Origin of the sequence: Sphingomonas mollis, assembly GCF_016427505.1 — a bacterium.
Lineage (GTDB): Bacteria > Pseudomonadota > Alphaproteobacteria > Sphingomonadales > Sphingomonadaceae > Sphingomonas > Sphingomonas mollis.
Map to the genome: position 1 here is coordinate 224,515 of NZ_JAELXS010000004.1, position 14,855 is coordinate 239,369.

Sequence of the window (14,855 nt, forward strand, 5' to 3'; positions counted from 1 at the left end):
CGGGGAGATCAGTATGCGTTCCATCAAGTTTCTTCTGCTCGCGGCCGCCATGGGCGCGGTGCCTGCCACCGCCGATGCAGCCCTCGTCGGCAGCCTCGGTCGCGGCACCGGTCCGTTCCTGAACCTCAGCAGCGCCGGCCTCGACGGTGGTTCCGTCGCGACGCTGCAGGGCGGCACGGTCTATAATTCGGATCGTCCGTTCGCCGACATTCCCGAAGGCGACGTCTTCGGCAACAACTTCCTGGCCGCCGGGCCGCAGGCCGGTGAGCCTGCAACCCTGACCTTCACCTCGCCGGTGAGCTATCTCAGCTTCCTGTGGGGCTCGCCCGACACGCACAATGCACTTCAACTGGTCACCAACCAGTCGACGTACAACTTCAACGTGTCGAACCTGGGCTTCTCGGTCACCAATGGCGACCAGAACTTCTCGCAGTATGTCCAGTTCGTCGGCTCGCTGGGTGAAACCATCAGCAGCGTCTCGTTCACCAACTCGCCCCGCCAGGACGCGTTCGAGACCGCGAACTTCAGCGTCTCCGCCGTTCCAGAGCCGGGCACCTGGGCGCTGATGCTGGTCGGCTTCGGCATGGTCGGCGCCGCGTCGCGTTACCGTCGCCGGTCGGTGAAGTTCGTCACCGCCTGACACCACCAGTCGGTGTAGCGATACGGGGAGGCCGTCGGCGGAAACGCCGGCGGCCTTTCGCTTGCCGGTGTCGTATCGGCCGCGCCGGCGGATCGCTCTCGGCACGCCCCGTTCCCCGGCCCGTTCCCCGGCCTTGCTTTCGATGCCCCCCGGCGTTAGATGCACGGTCCATCCGACAGCGAGGACGGGCCAGCGCCGGTTTCCATCTTGGGAAGCGGCGAGACGGTCTATGCCTCGCGATCGGCATTTTTTTCAGCGGGTTTTGACAGTGGCCAAGACGACCCCCATCGAATTCATCAACCAGGTAAAGGCCGAGACCGCCAAGGTCACGTGGCCGTCCTGGAAGGAAACGTGGATGACCGGCCTGATGGTCGTCATCATGACGACGATCCTTGCGCTGTTCTTCCTGGGCGTGGATTCGTTCTTCCAGGCGGTCGTCAACACCCTGCTCAAACTCGCGCAGTAAAGGATCACGCACGATGGCGCGCTGGTACATCATCCACGCCTATTCGGGCTTCGAGGGCAAGGTCCGCGATTCGATCATGGCAGAGGCGACCCGCATGGGTCTCGACCGCCTCGTCGAACAGATCGAAGTCCCGACCGAGACGATTACCGAGGCACGTCGCGGCAAGAAGATCGCCGTCGAGCGCAAGTTCATGCCCGGCTACGTCCTCGCCAAGCTCGACATGACCGATCAGGTCTATCACCTCGTGAAGAACACGCCGAAGGTGACCGGCTTCCTGGGATCGATGGGCAAGCCCCAGGCGATCAGCGAAGCCGAAGCGACGCGGATGCTGAATTCCAAGGAAGAAGCCGCCGCCGCGCCGAAGACCAAGGTCAAGGTCGATTACGAGATCGGCGACGCGGTCAAGGTGCTGGAAGGCCCCTTCGCCAGCTTCAACGGCACGGTCGAGGCACTGGATTTCGACAAGTCGAAGGTGTCGGTCTCGGTGTCGATCTTCGGCCGCGCGACGCCGGTGGAACTCAACTTTGAACAGGTGGAGCGTTGCAAGTAAGGGCCATTGCGCGGCCCGGCCGGCGGGTCGCGAAGCGATCCCGTCCGACGTCAAGACGCGGGATTTACTCCCGCGTCCGCCCCGTCTAACGGGCCACACCAGTTTCCCGACCCGCCCCGAAACAGGGACGGCCCGGGTCTAACTTTCCCCTGACCTTCCAGGTCATAGGAAAATGCCGCGGGAGGCCTCCGGGTCGTTATCACCGCTAAACTGAACCGGTCGGATCGCCCTCGGGCGCCCGGCCAAATGTGAGAGTGACATGGCAAAGAAGATTACAGGTTACATCAACCTGCAGGTTCCGGCCGGCGATGCGAAGCCCGCCCCGCCGATCGGCCCCGCGCTGGGTCAGCGCGGCGTGAACATCATGGAGTTCTGCAAGGCGTTCAACGCCGCGACGACCGACATGGCCAAGGGGACGCCGATCCCCACCAAGATTACCGTCTATGCCGACCGTTCGTTCAGCTTCGAGACGAAGACGCCGCCGGCGACCTTCCTCATCAAGCAGGCCATCGGCATCAAGTCGGGCTCCAAGGAGCCGGGCAAGGTCGTAGCCGGCAAGGTTAAGCGCTCGCAGCTCGCCGAGATCGCACAGGTCAAGATGAAGGACCTGAACGCGAATGACATCGACGCCGCAACGAAGATCATCGAAGGCTCCGCTCGCGCGATGGGCCTCGAAGTGGTGGAGGGCTGATATCATGGCCAAGCTGAGCAAGAAGCAGAAGTCGGTCTCGATCAACCCCGAGCAGCTGCACGGCATCGACGAGGCGATCGCGCTGGCCCGCACCAACGCGACCAGCAAGTTCGACGAGACTATCGAGGTCGCGCTGAACCTGGGCGTCGATCCGCGTCACGCCGACCAGATGGTCCGCGGCGTCGTGAACCTGCCCAAGGGCACCGGCAAGACGGTGCGCGTCGGCGTGTTCGCGCGCGGCCCGAAGGCCGACGAGGCCCGTGAGGCCGGTGCCGATGTCGTCGGTGCCGAAGACCTGATGGAGATCATCCAGGGTGGCACGATCGATTTCGATCGCTGCATCGCGACCCCGGATATGATGGGCATCGTCGGTCGCCTCGGCAAGGTGCTGGGTCCCAAGGGCCTGATGCCGAACCCGAAGCTGGGCACCGTGACGATGAACGTCGCCCAGGCCGTCAAGGACGCCAAGTCGGGTCAGGTCGAATACCGCGTCGAAAAGGCCGGCATCATCCACTCCGGCATCGGCAAGGCATCGTTCCCCGCCGAGGACCTGCGCGCGAACTTCGACGCGCTGGTCGATGCGGTCGTTCGGGCCAAGCCTTCGGGCGCCAAGGGCAAGTATGTCCGCAAGATCGCCCTGTCGTCGACGATGGGCCCCGGTATTCGCGTGGATACCGCCGAGGTCGCAGGCGCGTAAGCCGGAGCGAGGCGTGTAGCGCCAGCTACGCGCCGCTGCGCACAAGCGCGCGCGAACGGCCGGCCAGCGCGGGCAACGCCCGCGACTGACGGCATGGGATTTACTCCCATGCCGGCCTCCGCCGGATAAAACGAAAGGGCCGGGAGCAATCCCGGCCCTTTCCGTATGTAAAACGACCCTCACCCTCCCAGCGCAATGCGCCTCCCTCCCTCTCCAACCGGCAGAGGGAATAGCCGGCAATAAGGGTGAGGGCGAGCGCGCAACACCAGCGAGGAGCCACCCCATCACCACCCCCCGCCGCATCCTCGTCGATGCCGACGCCTGCCCGGTAAAGGACGAAATCTACCGCGTCGCCTGGCGCGTCGAGGTCCCGGTTGTGATCGTCAGCAACCAGCACCTCCGCATTCCCGCCCACCCGCTCGTCACCCGCGTCGTGGTCAGCGACGGCTTCGACGCCGCCGACGACTGGATCGCCGAGGCCGCCGACGCGAAATCCGTCGTCATCACCGCCGATATCCTGCTGGCCGATCGCTGCCTGAAAGTCGGCGCGACGGTGCTGTCGCCCACCGGCAAACCCTTCACCACCGCCTCGATCGGCGGCGCCATCGCCACCCGCGCGATCATGGCCGACCTGCGCGCCGGCGGCGACCAACTGGGCGGCCCCGCCCCCTTCGCCAAGGCAGACCGCTCCCGTTTCCTGTCGGCGCTCGACGCCGCGCTGGTGAAACTAGCGCGATAGACGCCACGCCTTTCGCTCACCGATACAGGATGCCAGTACAGTCGATTGATCCGGGAAATAAAACGACAGTCGCGCGCCTCCCCGGCGGAGGCCGGGGTCCAGTTGGGAAGGCGGTCGTTATTATCTCAATCCGTCACCCAACTGGGCCCCGGCCTCCGCCGGGGAGGCAGTTCTGTTACGATTACCCACCTCCTTCAAAGCCTCACAAAGACTGTGAGCGCATCGTGCTGGATCGGTCACCGTCGCCGACAGGCGCCCTCACCCCGGAAAATCCGTCGCCACACTGGCCACCCGCTGCCCTTCGATCTCCGCCAGCCGCTCCTTCAACTTCCCCGTCACCGCATCCATCCCGAACGCGCCCAGCACCATATGCCGCGGCGGCTCGGCCTGCTCCGCCAGCGCGATCATCGCCCTGGCCGCCCGCGCAGGATCGCCCGGCTGCGTCCCGCTATACCCCTTGGTCTGGTCGAGCCGCGCGCCCGCCGTCTGCGCATAGGCCTCGATCCGCACCGGCGTCTGCCTCAGCGACCGTCCCGCCCAGTCGGTGCGGAACGGCCCAGGCTCGACGCAGGTGGCATGGATGCCGATCGGCGCCCCCTCGGCGCGCAACGCATCGGTGAAGCCCTCCACCGCATGTTTCGACGCGGCATAATATCCCGATCCCGGAAACCCGACCAACCCGGCGACCGAGGTGATGTTGATGACATGCCCCGCCCCCTGCGCCCGCATGATCGGCAGCACGCCCCGCGTCAGCGCGAACAGGCCGAACACGTTCGCCTCGAACTGCGCACGTATCTCGGCATCCTCGCCTTCCTCGATGGTCGATTGATAGCCGTAACCGGCATTGTTCACGAGCACGTCGATCCGCCCGAACCGCTCGTTCGCGGCCGTCACCGCCGCCTCGACCTGCGCCTGATCGGTCACGTCCAGCGACAGCGCCAGCGCACGGTCCCCCGCCCCCTCGACCAGATCGGCGACCCGCGCCGCATCCCGCGCGGTAACGACCGCGCGCCAGCCAAGCGCCAGGACTTGCGTGGCCAGTTCGCGGCCGAAACCGGTCGAGCAACCGGAGATGAACCAGACGGGGTCGGGTGAAAGCGGCATGAACCATGTCCTTGAAATGTCATCGGTCAATGATCGCCGCCCGCCCCCGGTTCCCGCCCCCGCCCCGGTTCGCTATGCTGGCGCCATGACCAAACGCACCGGCGGCCGCATCCTTGTCGATCAACTCGTGGCGCAGGGCTGCGACCGCATCTTCACCGTGCCGGGCGAGAGCTTCCTCGCCGTGCTCGACGCCCTGCACGACACCCCCGCGATCGATCTGGTCGTCTGCCGACAGGAGGGCGGCGCGGCGTTCATGGCCTGCGCGGACGGCACGCTGACCCACCGCCCCGGCATCGCCTTCGTCACGCGTGGCCCCGGCGCCACCAACGCCGCGATCGGCGTCCACGTCGCGATGCAGGACAGCCAACCGATGATCCTGTTCATCGGCGACGTCGATCGCGGCACCCGCGACCGCGAGGCGTTTCAGGAGATCGACTTCACCGCGATGTTCACCCCCATCGCCAAATGGGCCGCCCGCATCGACGACGCCGCCCGCATCCCCGAATACATCGCCCGCGCCTATGCCACCGCCATGAACGGCCGACCGGGGCCGGTCGTGCTGGCACTGCCGGAGGACATGCTGCTCGACACGGTCGAGGCAATCGATCGCCCCCGCGTGGAGCGAATCGCGCAAGGGTGCGACGATACGGCCACGACCCGGCTCGCCGATCTGCTCGCCACCGCCGAACGCCCCGTCGCGATCGTCGGCGGCGCCGGGTGGGACCGGACGGCGGGCGACGCCATCGCCAGTTGGGCGGACCGCACCGGCGTGCCGATCGTCGCCGCGTTCCGGCGGCAGGATGCGGTAGCGAACGACTGCCCCGCCTATGCCGGCAATCTCGGCTATGGCCCCAACCCCAAACTGGTCGAACGCGTGAAGGCGGCCGATCTGCTGCTCGTCATCGGCCCACGCCTCGGCGAAGCGACGACGGACGGCTATACGCTCGTCACGCCCGACCACCCCGGCCAACGGCTGGTCCATGTCCACCCCGATCCGAACGAGCCGGGACGGACGTATCGCACCGATCTGGCGATCTGCGCCGGCATGGCGGAGTTCGCCGAAATGCTCGCCGCGCTCGATGGCCCGGCCCATCCGGCCGCCGCCGATGCCCATGCGGATTACCTCGCATGGTCCACCCCCGCCCCCCGCGACGGCGTCACGCTCGATCTCGGCCCTTGCGTCGCCGCGATGCGCGCGGCGTTGCCGGCGGACACGATCATCTGCAACGGGGCGGGCAATTACAGCGGCTGGTGGCATCGCTATTGGCGTTACGCCGGTCTCGGCACGCAACTGGCCCCGACGGCGGGCGCGATGGGATACGGCCTGCCCGCCGCCGTTGCCGCCAGCCTGCGCCACCCCGCCCGCAGCGTCGTCGCGCTGGCCGGCGACGGCTGTTTCCTGATGAACGGACAGGAAATGGCGACCGCCGTGCAATCGGGCGCCAGCATCCTCGTGCTCGTGATCGACAACGGCGCGTACGGCACGATCCGGATGCATCAGGAGCGCGAGTTTCCCGGCCGCATCGCCGGCACCACCCTCGCGAACCCCGATTTCGCCGCGCTGGCGCGAGCGTATGGGGCATGGGCGGAGACGGTCGATCGGACCAAAGACTTCGCCGCGGCCCTTGACCGCGCGATCGGCCGGTCCGGCGTGCGGTTGCTCCACCTGAAGACGGATGTGGAGGTCATCAGCAACGGCACGACGCTGACCGCGATGAAGGCGGGTTAAGGCCCGCCCATTGAACACTCGCTACCCCGGCGGAGGCCGGGGTCCAGTCGGGAAAGCCGCAGTTAAGGTACCAACACCTCCACCCAACTGGACCTTGGCCTCCGCCGGGGAGGATCGTCTATCTGTAAGCGCAGTCCAGACAGCAAAAGGGCCGCCCCGGTATCCCGGAGCGGCCCCTGTAGCAGATCAGGCGAAAGCCCTAGATCTTGTCGCCAAGCGCGCCCTTGACGCTGCCCTTGACGTCCTGACCGGTGCCCTTGACCTGCTGGGCCTCGCCCTCTGCCTGCAGTTTCTCGTTGTCGGTGTGCTCGCCAATCGCTTCCTTGACGTTGCCGACGACCTTGTTGGCTGCTGCTGCAACCTTGTCCGTGAACTCACCCATGAGAGCCTCCATCGTTGCCGCCGGGCGAGTACCGCGCCGGCTTGAGCATCTGGTGGGGAAACGGCCTGCACCGGGCCCGGTTCCGTGAAAAATGCTTCAGATCAATCCTGCAAGCGGGCTCGACGGGTCGGCATAGCGCCGCATCCCCATCCGCCCGGCGCGGTAGGACAGGCGCCCTGCCTCGACCGCCGCCTTCATCGCGGCGGCCATCATGATCGGGTCCTTCGCCTCGGCGATCGCGGTATTCATCAGCACGCCGTCGCAGCCCAGTTCCATCGCCACCGCCGCGTCGGACGCCGATCCGACACCGGCGTCGACCAGCACCGGCACGTTCGCGCCCTCCACGATCAGGCGAATCGTCACCCGGTTCTGGATGCCCAGCCCCGACCCGATCGGCGCGCCCAGCGGCATGATCGCCACCGCGCCGGCATCCTCCAGCCGCTTCGCCGCGATCGGATCGTCGACGCAGTACACCATCGGCAGGAAACCCTCCTTGGCCAGCACCTCGGTCGCGCGCAGCGTCTCGACCATATCCGGGTACAGCGTCTTCGCCTCACCCAGCACCTCCAGCTTCACCAGTTCCCATCCCCCTGCCTCGCGCGCCAGTCGCAGCGTGCGGATCGCCGATTCGGCATCGAAACAGCCGGCGGTGTTGGGCAGATAGGTGATCCGCTTCGGATCGATGAAGTCGGTCAGCATCGGCGCATTGCGGTCGGACACGTTCACCCGCCGCACCGCGACGGTCACGATCTCCGCGCCCGACGCCTCGACCGCCGCCGCGTTCTGGGCGAAATCCTTGTACTTGCCGGTACCGACGATCAGCCGCGACCGGAACGTCCGTCCCGCCACCGTCCAGCTGTCGGTATCGACCGCCACGGCATGATCGCCGCCGCCGACGAAGTGCACGATTTCCAGATCGTCACCATCCTCGACGCACACGTCGCCCAGCGTCGATCGCGGCACGACCTCCAGATTGCGCTCCACCGCCACCTTCTCCACCACCAGCCCCAGCTCGGTGGCCAGCGCCGCCAGCGTCAGCCCGGCGCTGACCCGCTTGTGCTCGCCGTTGACGGTGATCGATACGGTGCCATCGGTATGGGCCATGATCCGGTTCCAGTCGCGTATGTTCGAGTTGAGGCCCCACGGGAACACGCGTCTCGACTTCCCTCGACACGAGCGGGTAGATGGGGCGAACAGATAGGAGCGATCTAGGTTCGCCCGCCCGGTCTCGCAACCTAAAGTCGCCTCGCAACCTGAAGCGGTCCCGCAACCGAAAGTGCCCGATGCCCGATACCGTATTCGTCCTGAACGGCCCGAACCTGAACCTGCTGGGCCTGCGCGAACCCGACATCTATGGCCATGACACGCTCGACGACATCGCCGGGATGCTGGAGGACCGCGCCCGCGAACTCGGCCTGGCCATCGACCTGCGCCAGTCCAATCACGAAGGCCATCTGGTCGACTGGCTGCACGAGGCGCAGGCGGTGAAGGCAAAGGCGGTGCTGCTGAACGCGGGTGGCTTCACGCACACGTCGGTTGCTGTACATGATGCGATCAAGTCGGTGGTGACACCGGTGATCGAAGTGCACCTGTCGAATCCGCATCGACGCGAATCCTTTCGACACGTCAGCCTGATCGGGCAGGCGGCAAAGGGGACGATTGCAGGGTTCGGTGCGCTTTCCTACCTGCTCGCGCTTGAAGCCGCCGCCCGCTTCTGACAGACGCCGCCGATTGAAAAGGGAAGGGTCACGATGACCGAAGGAAATCCGAACGGGCCGATGCAGATCGATGTCGATCTGGTCCGCCAGCTTGCCGAACTGCTCGATACGACGCAACTGACCGAGATCGAGGTGGAGGACAAGGATCGCAAGATCCGCGTCGCCCGCAAAGCCGCGCCCGTCGCGGCACCCGTGCAATATGCGCCGGCCCCCGCCGCCGCGCCGCTGGCCGCCGCACCGGCCGCTGGCTCGCCTCCGGCCGAAGCCGGCGCGCTGGCGCCCACCGTCAGCGCCGATGCGGTGAAATCGCCGATGGTCGGCACCGCCTATCTGTCCGCGGAACCCGGCGCCAAGGCGTTCGCGGCGGTCGGCCAGAAGGTCGCGGCCGGCGACACGCTGCTGATCGTCGAGGCGATGAAGGTCATGAACCCGATCCTCGCCCCCACCGCCGGCACCGTGATGCACGTGCTCGTCGAAAACGGCCAGCCGGTCGAATTCGACCAGCCGCTGATCGTCGTCGCATGAGCCGGATCGCGTAATGCCGCAGATCAAGAAGCTGCTGATCGCCAACCGTGGCGAGATCGCGCTCCGCATCCACCGCGCGTGCCACGAAATGGGCATTAAAACGGTGGCGGTGCATTCCACCGCCGATGTCGACGCCATGCACGTGCGGCTGGCGGACGAGGCGATCTGCATCGGCCCGCCATCGGCGACCGACAGCTATCTGAACATCGCCAACATCATCTCGGCGGCAGAGATCAGCGGCGCGGACGCGATCCATCCCGGCTACGGCTTTCTCAGCGAGAACGCGCGCTTCGCCGAGATCGTCGAGATGCACGACCTGATCTTCATCGGTCCGAAGCCCGAACATATCCGCACGATGGGCGACAAGGTGGAGGCCAAGCGCACCGCCGGCGCCCTCGGGCTGCCGCTGGTTCCCGGCTCGGACGGCGCGATCAGCGACGTGGCCGAGGCGAAGAAGCTCGCCGCCGAGATCGGCTATCCGGTCATCATCAAGGCGGCCTCGGGCGGCGGCGGTCGCGGCATGAAGGTCTGCAACGGCGAGGATCAGCTCGAAACCCTGATGCAACAGGCCGGGACGGAGGCGAAGGCCGCGTTCGGCGACGCCACCGTCTACATGGAAAAATATCTGGGCAACCCCCGGCATATCGAATTCCAGATCTTCGGCGACGGCAACGGCCAGGCGATCCATCTGGGCGAACGCGACTGCTCGCTCCAGCGCCGCCACCAGAAGGTGCTGGAGGAAGCCCCCTCGCCCGTCATCACGCCGGAAGAACGGTCGCGGATGGGCGGCATCGTGGCGAAGGCGATGGCCGACATGGGCTATCGCGGCGCCGGCACGATCGAATTCCTATGGGAAGCTGGCGAGTTCTATTTCATCGAAATGAACACCCGGTTGCAGGTCGAGCATCCTGTTACCGAGATGATTACCGGCATCGATCTGGTCCGCGAACAGATCCGCGTCGCCGAGGGGCATCCGCTGTCGGTGACGCAGGACGAGGTCCGCTTCAGCGGCCACGCGATCGAATGCCGCATCAATGCCGAGGACCCGCGCACCTTCATGCCCTCACCCGGCAAGGTGACGCAGTTCCACGCCCCCGGCGGGATGCACGTCCGCGTCGATTCCGGCCTGTACGCGGGCTACAAGGTGCCGCCCTATTACGACAGCATGATCGCCAAGCTGATCGTCTATGGCACCACCCGCGAACGCTGCATCGCCCGCCTCCGCCGCGCGCTGGAGGAATTCGTGATCGAGGGGATGAAGACCACCATCCCCCTCCACCGCGACCTGATCGAGGACCCGGAGTTCCAGGCCGGCAGCTACACGATCAAGTGGCTGGAGGAATGGCTGGCGAAACAGGACGCCTGACGATGCGGCGCGGGCGGCCGATCCGTCTGCCCGCGCCTGATCCGGCCCGTGAACTGGCGGGGCGATCACCGAACCAGCCATTCCGCACAACCCCGTTCCCCGGCGAAGGCCGGGGCCCAGTTGGGCGAACGGTCGCCATGGCTCAATAGCGCTTCCCCACTGGACCCCGGCCCCGCCGGGGAAGCAAATTGGTAACGATGGCATAAGTTACGAACGCCAAACTCCGTCGGACAAGCACCGTCCCAAACCTTCTTCTCCGCGTCTCCGCGTCTCCGCGCGAAACCCCTTCTGCCTATCCCATCGACCGATCCGATGTCCTACACCGCCACGATCGACTATAGTCATCCGGATGCGACCAGCCCCCGCCATTCATCGCGCCAAAAGCCCTCTCTCGCGCCCACGCGCACGCCCGCGCGCGAGGGACGGGTGTGACTTTAGTGACTTTCCGCCCACTCAAGCGCTCCGACGACAGGGCGTTAACATGCCGTTAACTCGGGCATCACGAGCGAGAATGCCCGCTTTTCAGGCACTCCCGACCCGGCCATTGCGGACTTGCCCGAGAGCGTGGCGACTGGCACGCTGCATGCAACACGCCCAGACGGGCGAGGGATCAATGCTTACCGGGGGCATGAAGTGAAAAAGGTCGAAGCCATCATCAAGCCGTTCAAGCTGGATGAGGTGAAGGAAGCGCTGCACGAAATCGGCGTATCCGGCATCACCGTCACCGAAGCCAAGGGGTTCGGCCGGCAGAAGGGTCATACCGAACTGTATCGCGGCGCCGAATATGTCGTGGATTTCCTGCCCAAGGTTAAGCTGGAAGTCGTGATCGACGACGCGCTGGCCGATCGCGTGGTGGAGGCGATCGCCGCCGCCGCGCAGACCGGCCGGATCGGCGACGGCAAGATCTTCGTCATCCCGGTCGAAGCGGCACTCCGCATCCGCACCGGCGAGCGCGACGAGGCCGCAATCTGATCTGTAGCGGATTTGATTGCCCGGATTTATTTCCCGGATTTAATTTCAACGTCATTTGACGCGACGCAACATCCTGTGGAATTGGGGCACCGCGCCGCAACATCCACGCCGGCGATCCAGCCGGTCCATTTCTAGAGCAAGGGGCATCCACATGGCGATTTCGGCCAGCGACATTCTGAAGCGGATCAAGGAAGAAGAGATCGAGTGGGTCGATCTGCGGTTCACCGATCCCAAGGGCAAGTGGCAGCACCTGACCATGGTCGCCTCGCTGCTCGGCGAGGACGAGTTCACCGACGGCCTGATGTTCGACGGCAGCTCGATCGAGGGCTGGAAGGCGATCAACGAATCCGACATGACGCTGATGCCCGATCTGGAGGCGGTCTACACCGATCCGTTCTCGGCGACGCCGATGCTGATCGTGTTCTGCGACATCGTCGATCCCTCGACCGGCGAACTCTATGCCCGCGATCCGCGCTCGACCGCGAAGCGCGCCGAGGCGTATCTGAAGACCACCGGTGTCGGCGACACCGTGTATGTCGGCCCCGAGGCCGAGTTCTTCCTGTTCGACGACGTGCGGTTCGAAAACAGCTATTCGACCAGCTATTACAAGATCGACGACATCGAACTGCCGGGTAATTCGGGCCGCGAATATGAAGGCGGCAACATGGGCCATCGCCCCCGTGCGAAGGGCGGTTACTTCCCCGTCGCACCGGTCGACTCGGCCGTCGATATCCGCGGGGAGATGGTCTCGACGATGATCGAGATGGGCCTGCCCTGCGACAAGCACCATCACGAGGTCGCCGCCGCGCAGCACGAGCTGGGCCTGACCTTCGGCACGCTGACCCAGACCGCCGATCGCATGCAGATCTACAAGTACGTCGTCCATCAGGTCGCGCACGCCTATGGCAAGACGGCGACGTTCATGCCCAAGCCGATCAAGGAAGATAACGGTTCGGGGATGCACACGCACTTCTCGATCTGGGAAGGCAAGAACCCGCTGTTCGCCGGTAACGGCTATGCCGGCCTGTCGGATCTGTGCCTGTACTTCATCGGCGGCATCATCAAGCATGCCAAGGCGGTGAATGCCTTCACCAACCCGTCGACCAACAGCTACAAGCGGCTGGTGCCGGGTTACGAAGCGCCGGTGCTGCTCGCCTATTCGGCGCGCAACCGCTCGGCCTCGTGCCGCATCCCCTATGGCACCGGCCCCAAGGCGAAGCGCGTCGAAGTGCGCTTCCCCGATGCGCTCGCCAACCCTTATCTCGCCTATGCAGCGCTGATGATGGCGGGCATGGACGGCATCCTGAACAAGATCCATCCAGGCGAACCGATGGACAAGAACCTGTACGACCTGCCGCCGGCAGAACTCGCCCAGGTCCCGACCGTCGCCGGCTCGCTCCGCGAGGCGCTCGACTGTCTGGAGGCCGATCACGACTTCCTCCTGAAGGGCGACGTGTTCTCCAAGGACCAGATCGAGGCGTTCGTCGAGATCAAGCGGTCGGAAGTCGCCCGCTGGGAAATGACGCCCAGCCCGGTCGAGTATGATATGTACTACAGCGGCTGAGCCGTGCCGCGCCGGCACGGCGGTGGGCGATGCCCACAGCCGCTGTCGGCCGGCGGGGCATCGCCCGACCGACGACGCGGCTTCGCCGCGTCGCCACCCGATAAGTGAAGAGGCGTCCGGCAAAACCGGGCGCCTCTTTTCAACTGATGCTCGAAAACGGCAAATGATTGGACTACCGTATCGCACCGGCCACGGATGGGATCACATCATGAAACATCTGCCGCAATCGCCATCGGTCAGCTAGAACGATGGCATCGCAACAATCGATCGTCGATGCGATCATTGTCGCGGCGTCCGGCGCCGGCGACGTCTCGGCCCGCAAGATGTTCGGCGAGTATGCGCTCTACTGCGACGGCAAGCTGGTCGCGCTGGTCTGCGACGACCAGTTGTTCGTCAAGCCGACCGATGCCGGTCGCCATCTCGCCGGCGCGGTCGAAGACGTACCGCCTTACGCGGGTGCGAAACCCAGCCTGCTCATCCCATCGGATCGCTGGCAGGACGGTGCATGGCTGTCGAACCTGATCCGCGTAACGACCGACGCCCTGCCGCTACCGAAACCGAAAAAGACGAAGACACGATAGGATACGGCGCCACCATCGCCCCAAAACCGAAATATTCACACCAGCAACACCGTACTCCCCCGCGTTTCGCCCGCCTCCATCGCCCGGTGCGCCGCCGCCACATCCTCCAGCGCAAAGGTCTGGCCGATCTCCGGCTTGATCGCGCCGCGCGCCAGCATCGCGAACACCCGGTCCGCCATCGCCTGCCGCTCTGCCGGCGTGGTCGCATAATCGAACAGCGTCGGCCGCGTCACGAACAGCGATCCCCGCGCCGCCAGCACGCCGAGATTCACACCGTCCACCGCGCCACCGGCATTGCCATAACTGACGATCAACCCCCGCCGCGCCGCTGCGGCCAGCGAAATGTCCCATGTCGCCTTGCCGATGCCGTCCAGCACCACCGGCACGCCGACACCATCGGTGATTTCCCGTACTCGTGCCGCCACGTCCTCGGTCCGGTGCAAGATGACATGATCGGCCCCCGCCGCCCGCGCCATCGCCGCCTTCTCCTCGCTGCCGACGCTGCCGATCACGGTGGCGCCGATCGCCTTCAGCCAGCCGACCAGCAGATGCCCGACACCACCGGCGGCGGCATGCACCAGCACCGCCTGCCCCGCCGTCACCCTGGCACATTGTTCGACCAGCATCGCCGCGGTGCCGCCCTTCAGCATCAGTGCCGCCGCCGTCCGGTCGTCCACCGCCGGCGGCAGATGGACCAGTTGCTCCACGGGCACATTCCGCGCCGTGGCATAGGCGCCCCGCGCCGGACCGAACGTGCCGACCCGGTCACCGGCCGAGAAGCCGTCCGAGTCCGGCCCCGTCATTTCGACGAACCCCGCCGCTTCCGATCCCAGCCCCGCCGGCAGGTCGACGGGGTAGACGCCGCTGCGATGGTAGGCATCGATGTAATTCAGCCCCACCGCCGTGCTGCGGAACCGCACCTCGCCCGGTCCCGGCGGCGGCAGATCGACGTCGACCCATTCGATCACCTCGGGTCCGCCGGTGCGCGTGATCCGGGCGACGCGGGCTGGCTGGCTCATGACGATCTTCTCCTCGGGCATGCAGGTGTCGCGAACGTATCAGCACGCTCGCCGGTTGCCACCCGCTGGCCATTCGACGGCCATCGGCGTATATACGCGTGCATACCGGGAG

General features: G+C 65.9%; 16 protein-coding genes and 1 pseudogene. 13 read left to right on the top strand and 4 right to left on the bottom strand.

What is annotated here, in order from left to right; genetic code table 11:
• Nucleotides 1–217 precede the first annotated feature (217 nt).
• The 6 genes and pseudogenes from JAO74_RS19345 to JAO74_RS08925 form a co-directional block, all read left to right on the top strand.
• A pseudogene (locus JAO74_RS19345) lies at nucleotides 218–640 on the top strand (Npun_F0296 family exosortase-dependent surface protein); the annotation flags it as partial.
• A 268-nt stretch (nucleotides 641–908) separates the two neighbouring features.
• Complete coding sequence (secE, locus tag JAO74_RS08905) at nucleotides 909–1,106, top strand: preprotein translocase subunit SecE (RefSeq protein ID WP_199037136.1); 198 nt, start codon at nucleotides 909–911, stop codon at nucleotides 1,104–1,106.
• Nucleotides 1,107–1,119: 13 nt separating this feature from the next.
• Nucleotides 1,120–1,656, top strand: coding sequence for a transcription termination/antitermination protein NusG (nusG, locus tag JAO74_RS08910; RefSeq protein WP_199037138.1), 537 nt, complete (start codon nucleotides 1,120–1,122; stop codon nucleotides 1,654–1,656).
• 259 nt (nucleotides 1,657–1,915) lie between these two features.
• Nucleotides 1,916–2,347, top strand: a complete 432-nt coding sequence (gene rplK / locus JAO74_RS08915; RefSeq protein WP_199037141.1) for a 50S ribosomal protein L11 — start codon at nucleotides 1,916–1,918, stop codon at nucleotides 2,345–2,347.
• Nucleotides 2,348–2,351: 4 nt separating this feature from the next.
• Nucleotides 2,352–3,044, top strand: a complete 693-nt coding sequence (gene rplA, locus JAO74_RS08920; RefSeq protein ID WP_056528454.1) for a 50S ribosomal protein L1 — start codon at nucleotides 2,352–2,354, stop codon at nucleotides 3,042–3,044.
• Between the two features lie 283 nt (nucleotides 3,045–3,327).
• Nucleotides 3,328–3,783 carry a YaiI/YqxD family protein gene (locus tag JAO74_RS08925; protein ID WP_199037397.1) on the top strand — a complete coding sequence of 152 codons (456 nt, stop codon included), beginning with the start codon at nucleotides 3,328–3,330 and terminating at the stop codon, nucleotides 3,781–3,783.
• 258 nt (nucleotides 3,784–4,041) lie between these two features.
• Here the strand turns inward: JAO74_RS08925 and JAO74_RS08930 are convergent, their stop codons facing one another.
• Nucleotides 4,042–4,887 carry an oxidoreductase gene (locus JAO74_RS08930; RefSeq protein ID WP_199037143.1) on the bottom strand — a complete coding sequence of 282 codons (846 nt, stop codon included), beginning with the start codon at nucleotides 4,885–4,887 and terminating at the stop codon, nucleotides 4,042–4,044.
• An 85-nt stretch (nucleotides 4,888–4,972) separates the two neighbouring features.
• Here JAO74_RS08930 and JAO74_RS08935 point away from each other — a divergent pair, with 85 nt between their 5' ends.
• Entirely contained in the window at nucleotides 4,973–6,616 is a 1,644-nt protein-coding gene (locus tag JAO74_RS08935; RefSeq protein WP_199037145.1) for a thiamine pyrophosphate-binding protein, read from the top strand.
• A 199-nt stretch (nucleotides 6,617–6,815) separates the two neighbouring features.
• Here the strand turns inward: JAO74_RS08935 and JAO74_RS08940 are convergent, their stop codons facing one another.
• On the bottom strand, nucleotides 6,816–6,998 hold the full coding sequence (locus JAO74_RS08940; RefSeq protein WP_056528460.1) for a CsbD family protein: 183 nt from the start codon (nucleotides 6,996–6,998) through the stop codon (nucleotides 6,816–6,818).
• A gap of 96 nt (nucleotides 6,999–7,094) precedes the next feature.
• Entirely contained in the window at nucleotides 7,095–8,102 is a 1,008-nt protein-coding gene (gene thiS, locus JAO74_RS08945) for a sulfur carrier protein ThiS (RefSeq protein WP_199037148.1), read from the bottom strand.
• Between the two features lie 179 nt (nucleotides 8,103–8,281).
• On the opposite strand from thiS, the gene aroQ reads away from it, so the two are divergent.
• The 6 genes from aroQ to JAO74_RS08975 all read left to right on the top strand — a co-directional run bounded on the left by aroQ (nucleotide 8,282) and on the right by JAO74_RS08975 (nucleotide 13,724).
• Nucleotides 8,282–8,716: a type II 3-dehydroquinate dehydratase gene (gene aroQ, locus JAO74_RS08950; RefSeq protein WP_199037151.1), complete on the top strand. Its 435-nt coding sequence runs from the start codon at nucleotides 8,282–8,284 to the stop codon at nucleotides 8,714–8,716.
• Nucleotides 8,717–8,749: 33 nt separating this feature from the next.
• Nucleotides 8,750–9,241 (top strand): acetyl-CoA carboxylase biotin carboxyl carrier protein, encoded by a 492-nt coding sequence (gene accB, locus JAO74_RS08955; protein WP_199037153.1) that lies wholly within the window; start codon nucleotides 8,750–8,752, stop codon nucleotides 9,239–9,241.
• A gap of 13 nt (nucleotides 9,242–9,254) precedes the next feature.
• Nucleotides 9,255–10,607, top strand: a complete 1,353-nt coding sequence (accC, locus tag JAO74_RS08960) for an acetyl-CoA carboxylase biotin carboxylase subunit (protein WP_199037155.1) — start codon at nucleotides 9,255–9,257, stop codon at nucleotides 10,605–10,607.
• Between the two features lie 633 nt (nucleotides 10,608–11,240).
• Nucleotides 11,241–11,579, top strand: coding sequence for a P-II family nitrogen regulator (locus JAO74_RS08965; protein ID WP_199037157.1), 339 nt, complete (start codon nucleotides 11,241–11,243; stop codon nucleotides 11,577–11,579).
• A gap of 151 nt (nucleotides 11,580–11,730) precedes the next feature.
• Entirely contained in the window at nucleotides 11,731–13,143 is a 1,413-nt protein-coding gene (gene glnA / locus JAO74_RS08970) for a type I glutamate--ammonia ligase (RefSeq protein ID WP_199037159.1), read from the top strand.
• Nucleotides 13,144–13,391: 248 nt separating this feature from the next.
• Nucleotides 13,392–13,724 carry a TfoX/Sxy family protein gene (locus tag JAO74_RS08975; protein ID WP_199037161.1) on the top strand — a complete coding sequence of 111 codons (333 nt, stop codon included), beginning with the start codon at nucleotides 13,392–13,394 and terminating at the stop codon, nucleotides 13,722–13,724.
• A 35-nt stretch (nucleotides 13,725–13,759) separates the two neighbouring features.
• On the opposite strand, the gene JAO74_RS08980 is transcribed toward JAO74_RS08975, so the two are convergent.
• Complete coding sequence (locus JAO74_RS08980) at nucleotides 13,760–14,743, bottom strand: quinone oxidoreductase family protein (RefSeq protein WP_199037163.1); 984 nt, start codon at nucleotides 14,741–14,743, stop codon at nucleotides 13,760–13,762.
• Between the last annotated feature and the right edge of the window lie 112 nt (nucleotides 14,744–14,855).

Coding starts and splice junctions, on each gene's coding strand:
- rplK (WP_199037141.1), top strand. CDS start 1,916: ATGGCAAAGAAGATTACAGGTTACATCAACCTGCAGGTTCCGGCCGGC.
- JAO74_RS08980 (WP_199037163.1), bottom strand. CDS start 14,743: ATGAGCCAGCCAGCCCGCGTCGCCCGGATCACGCGCACCGGCGGACCC.
- accB (WP_199037153.1), top strand. CDS start 8,750: ATGACCGAAGGAAATCCGAACGGGCCGATGCAGATCGATGTCGATCTG.
- JAO74_RS08940 (WP_056528460.1), bottom strand. CDS start 6,998: ATGGGTGAGTTCACGGACAAGGTTGCAGCAGCAGCCAACAAGGTCGTC.
- aroQ (WP_199037151.1), top strand. CDS start 8,282: ATGCCCGATACCGTATTCGTCCTGAACGGCCCGAACCTGAACCTGCTG.
- rplA (WP_056528454.1), top strand. CDS start 2,352: ATGGCCAAGCTGAGCAAGAAGCAGAAGTCGGTCTCGATCAACCCCGAG.
- JAO74_RS08975 (WP_199037161.1), top strand. CDS start 13,392: ATGGCATCGCAACAATCGATCGTCGATGCGATCATTGTCGCGGCGTCC.
- JAO74_RS08935 (WP_199037145.1), top strand. CDS start 4,973: ATGACCAAACGCACCGGCGGCCGCATCCTTGTCGATCAACTCGTGGCG.
- nusG (WP_199037138.1), top strand. CDS start 1,120: ATGGCGCGCTGGTACATCATCCACGCCTATTCGGGCTTCGAGGGCAAG.
- accC (WP_199037155.1), top strand. CDS start 9,255: ATGCCGCAGATCAAGAAGCTGCTGATCGCCAACCGTGGCGAGATCGCG.
- glnA (WP_199037159.1), top strand. CDS start 11,731: ATGGCGATTTCGGCCAGCGACATTCTGAAGCGGATCAAGGAAGAAGAG.
- thiS (WP_199037148.1), bottom strand. CDS start 8,102: ATGGCCCATACCGATGGCACCGTATCGATCACCGTCAACGGCGAGCAC.
- JAO74_RS08930 (WP_199037143.1), bottom strand. CDS start 4,887: ATGCCGCTTTCACCCGACCCCGTCTGGTTCATCTCCGGTTGCTCGACC.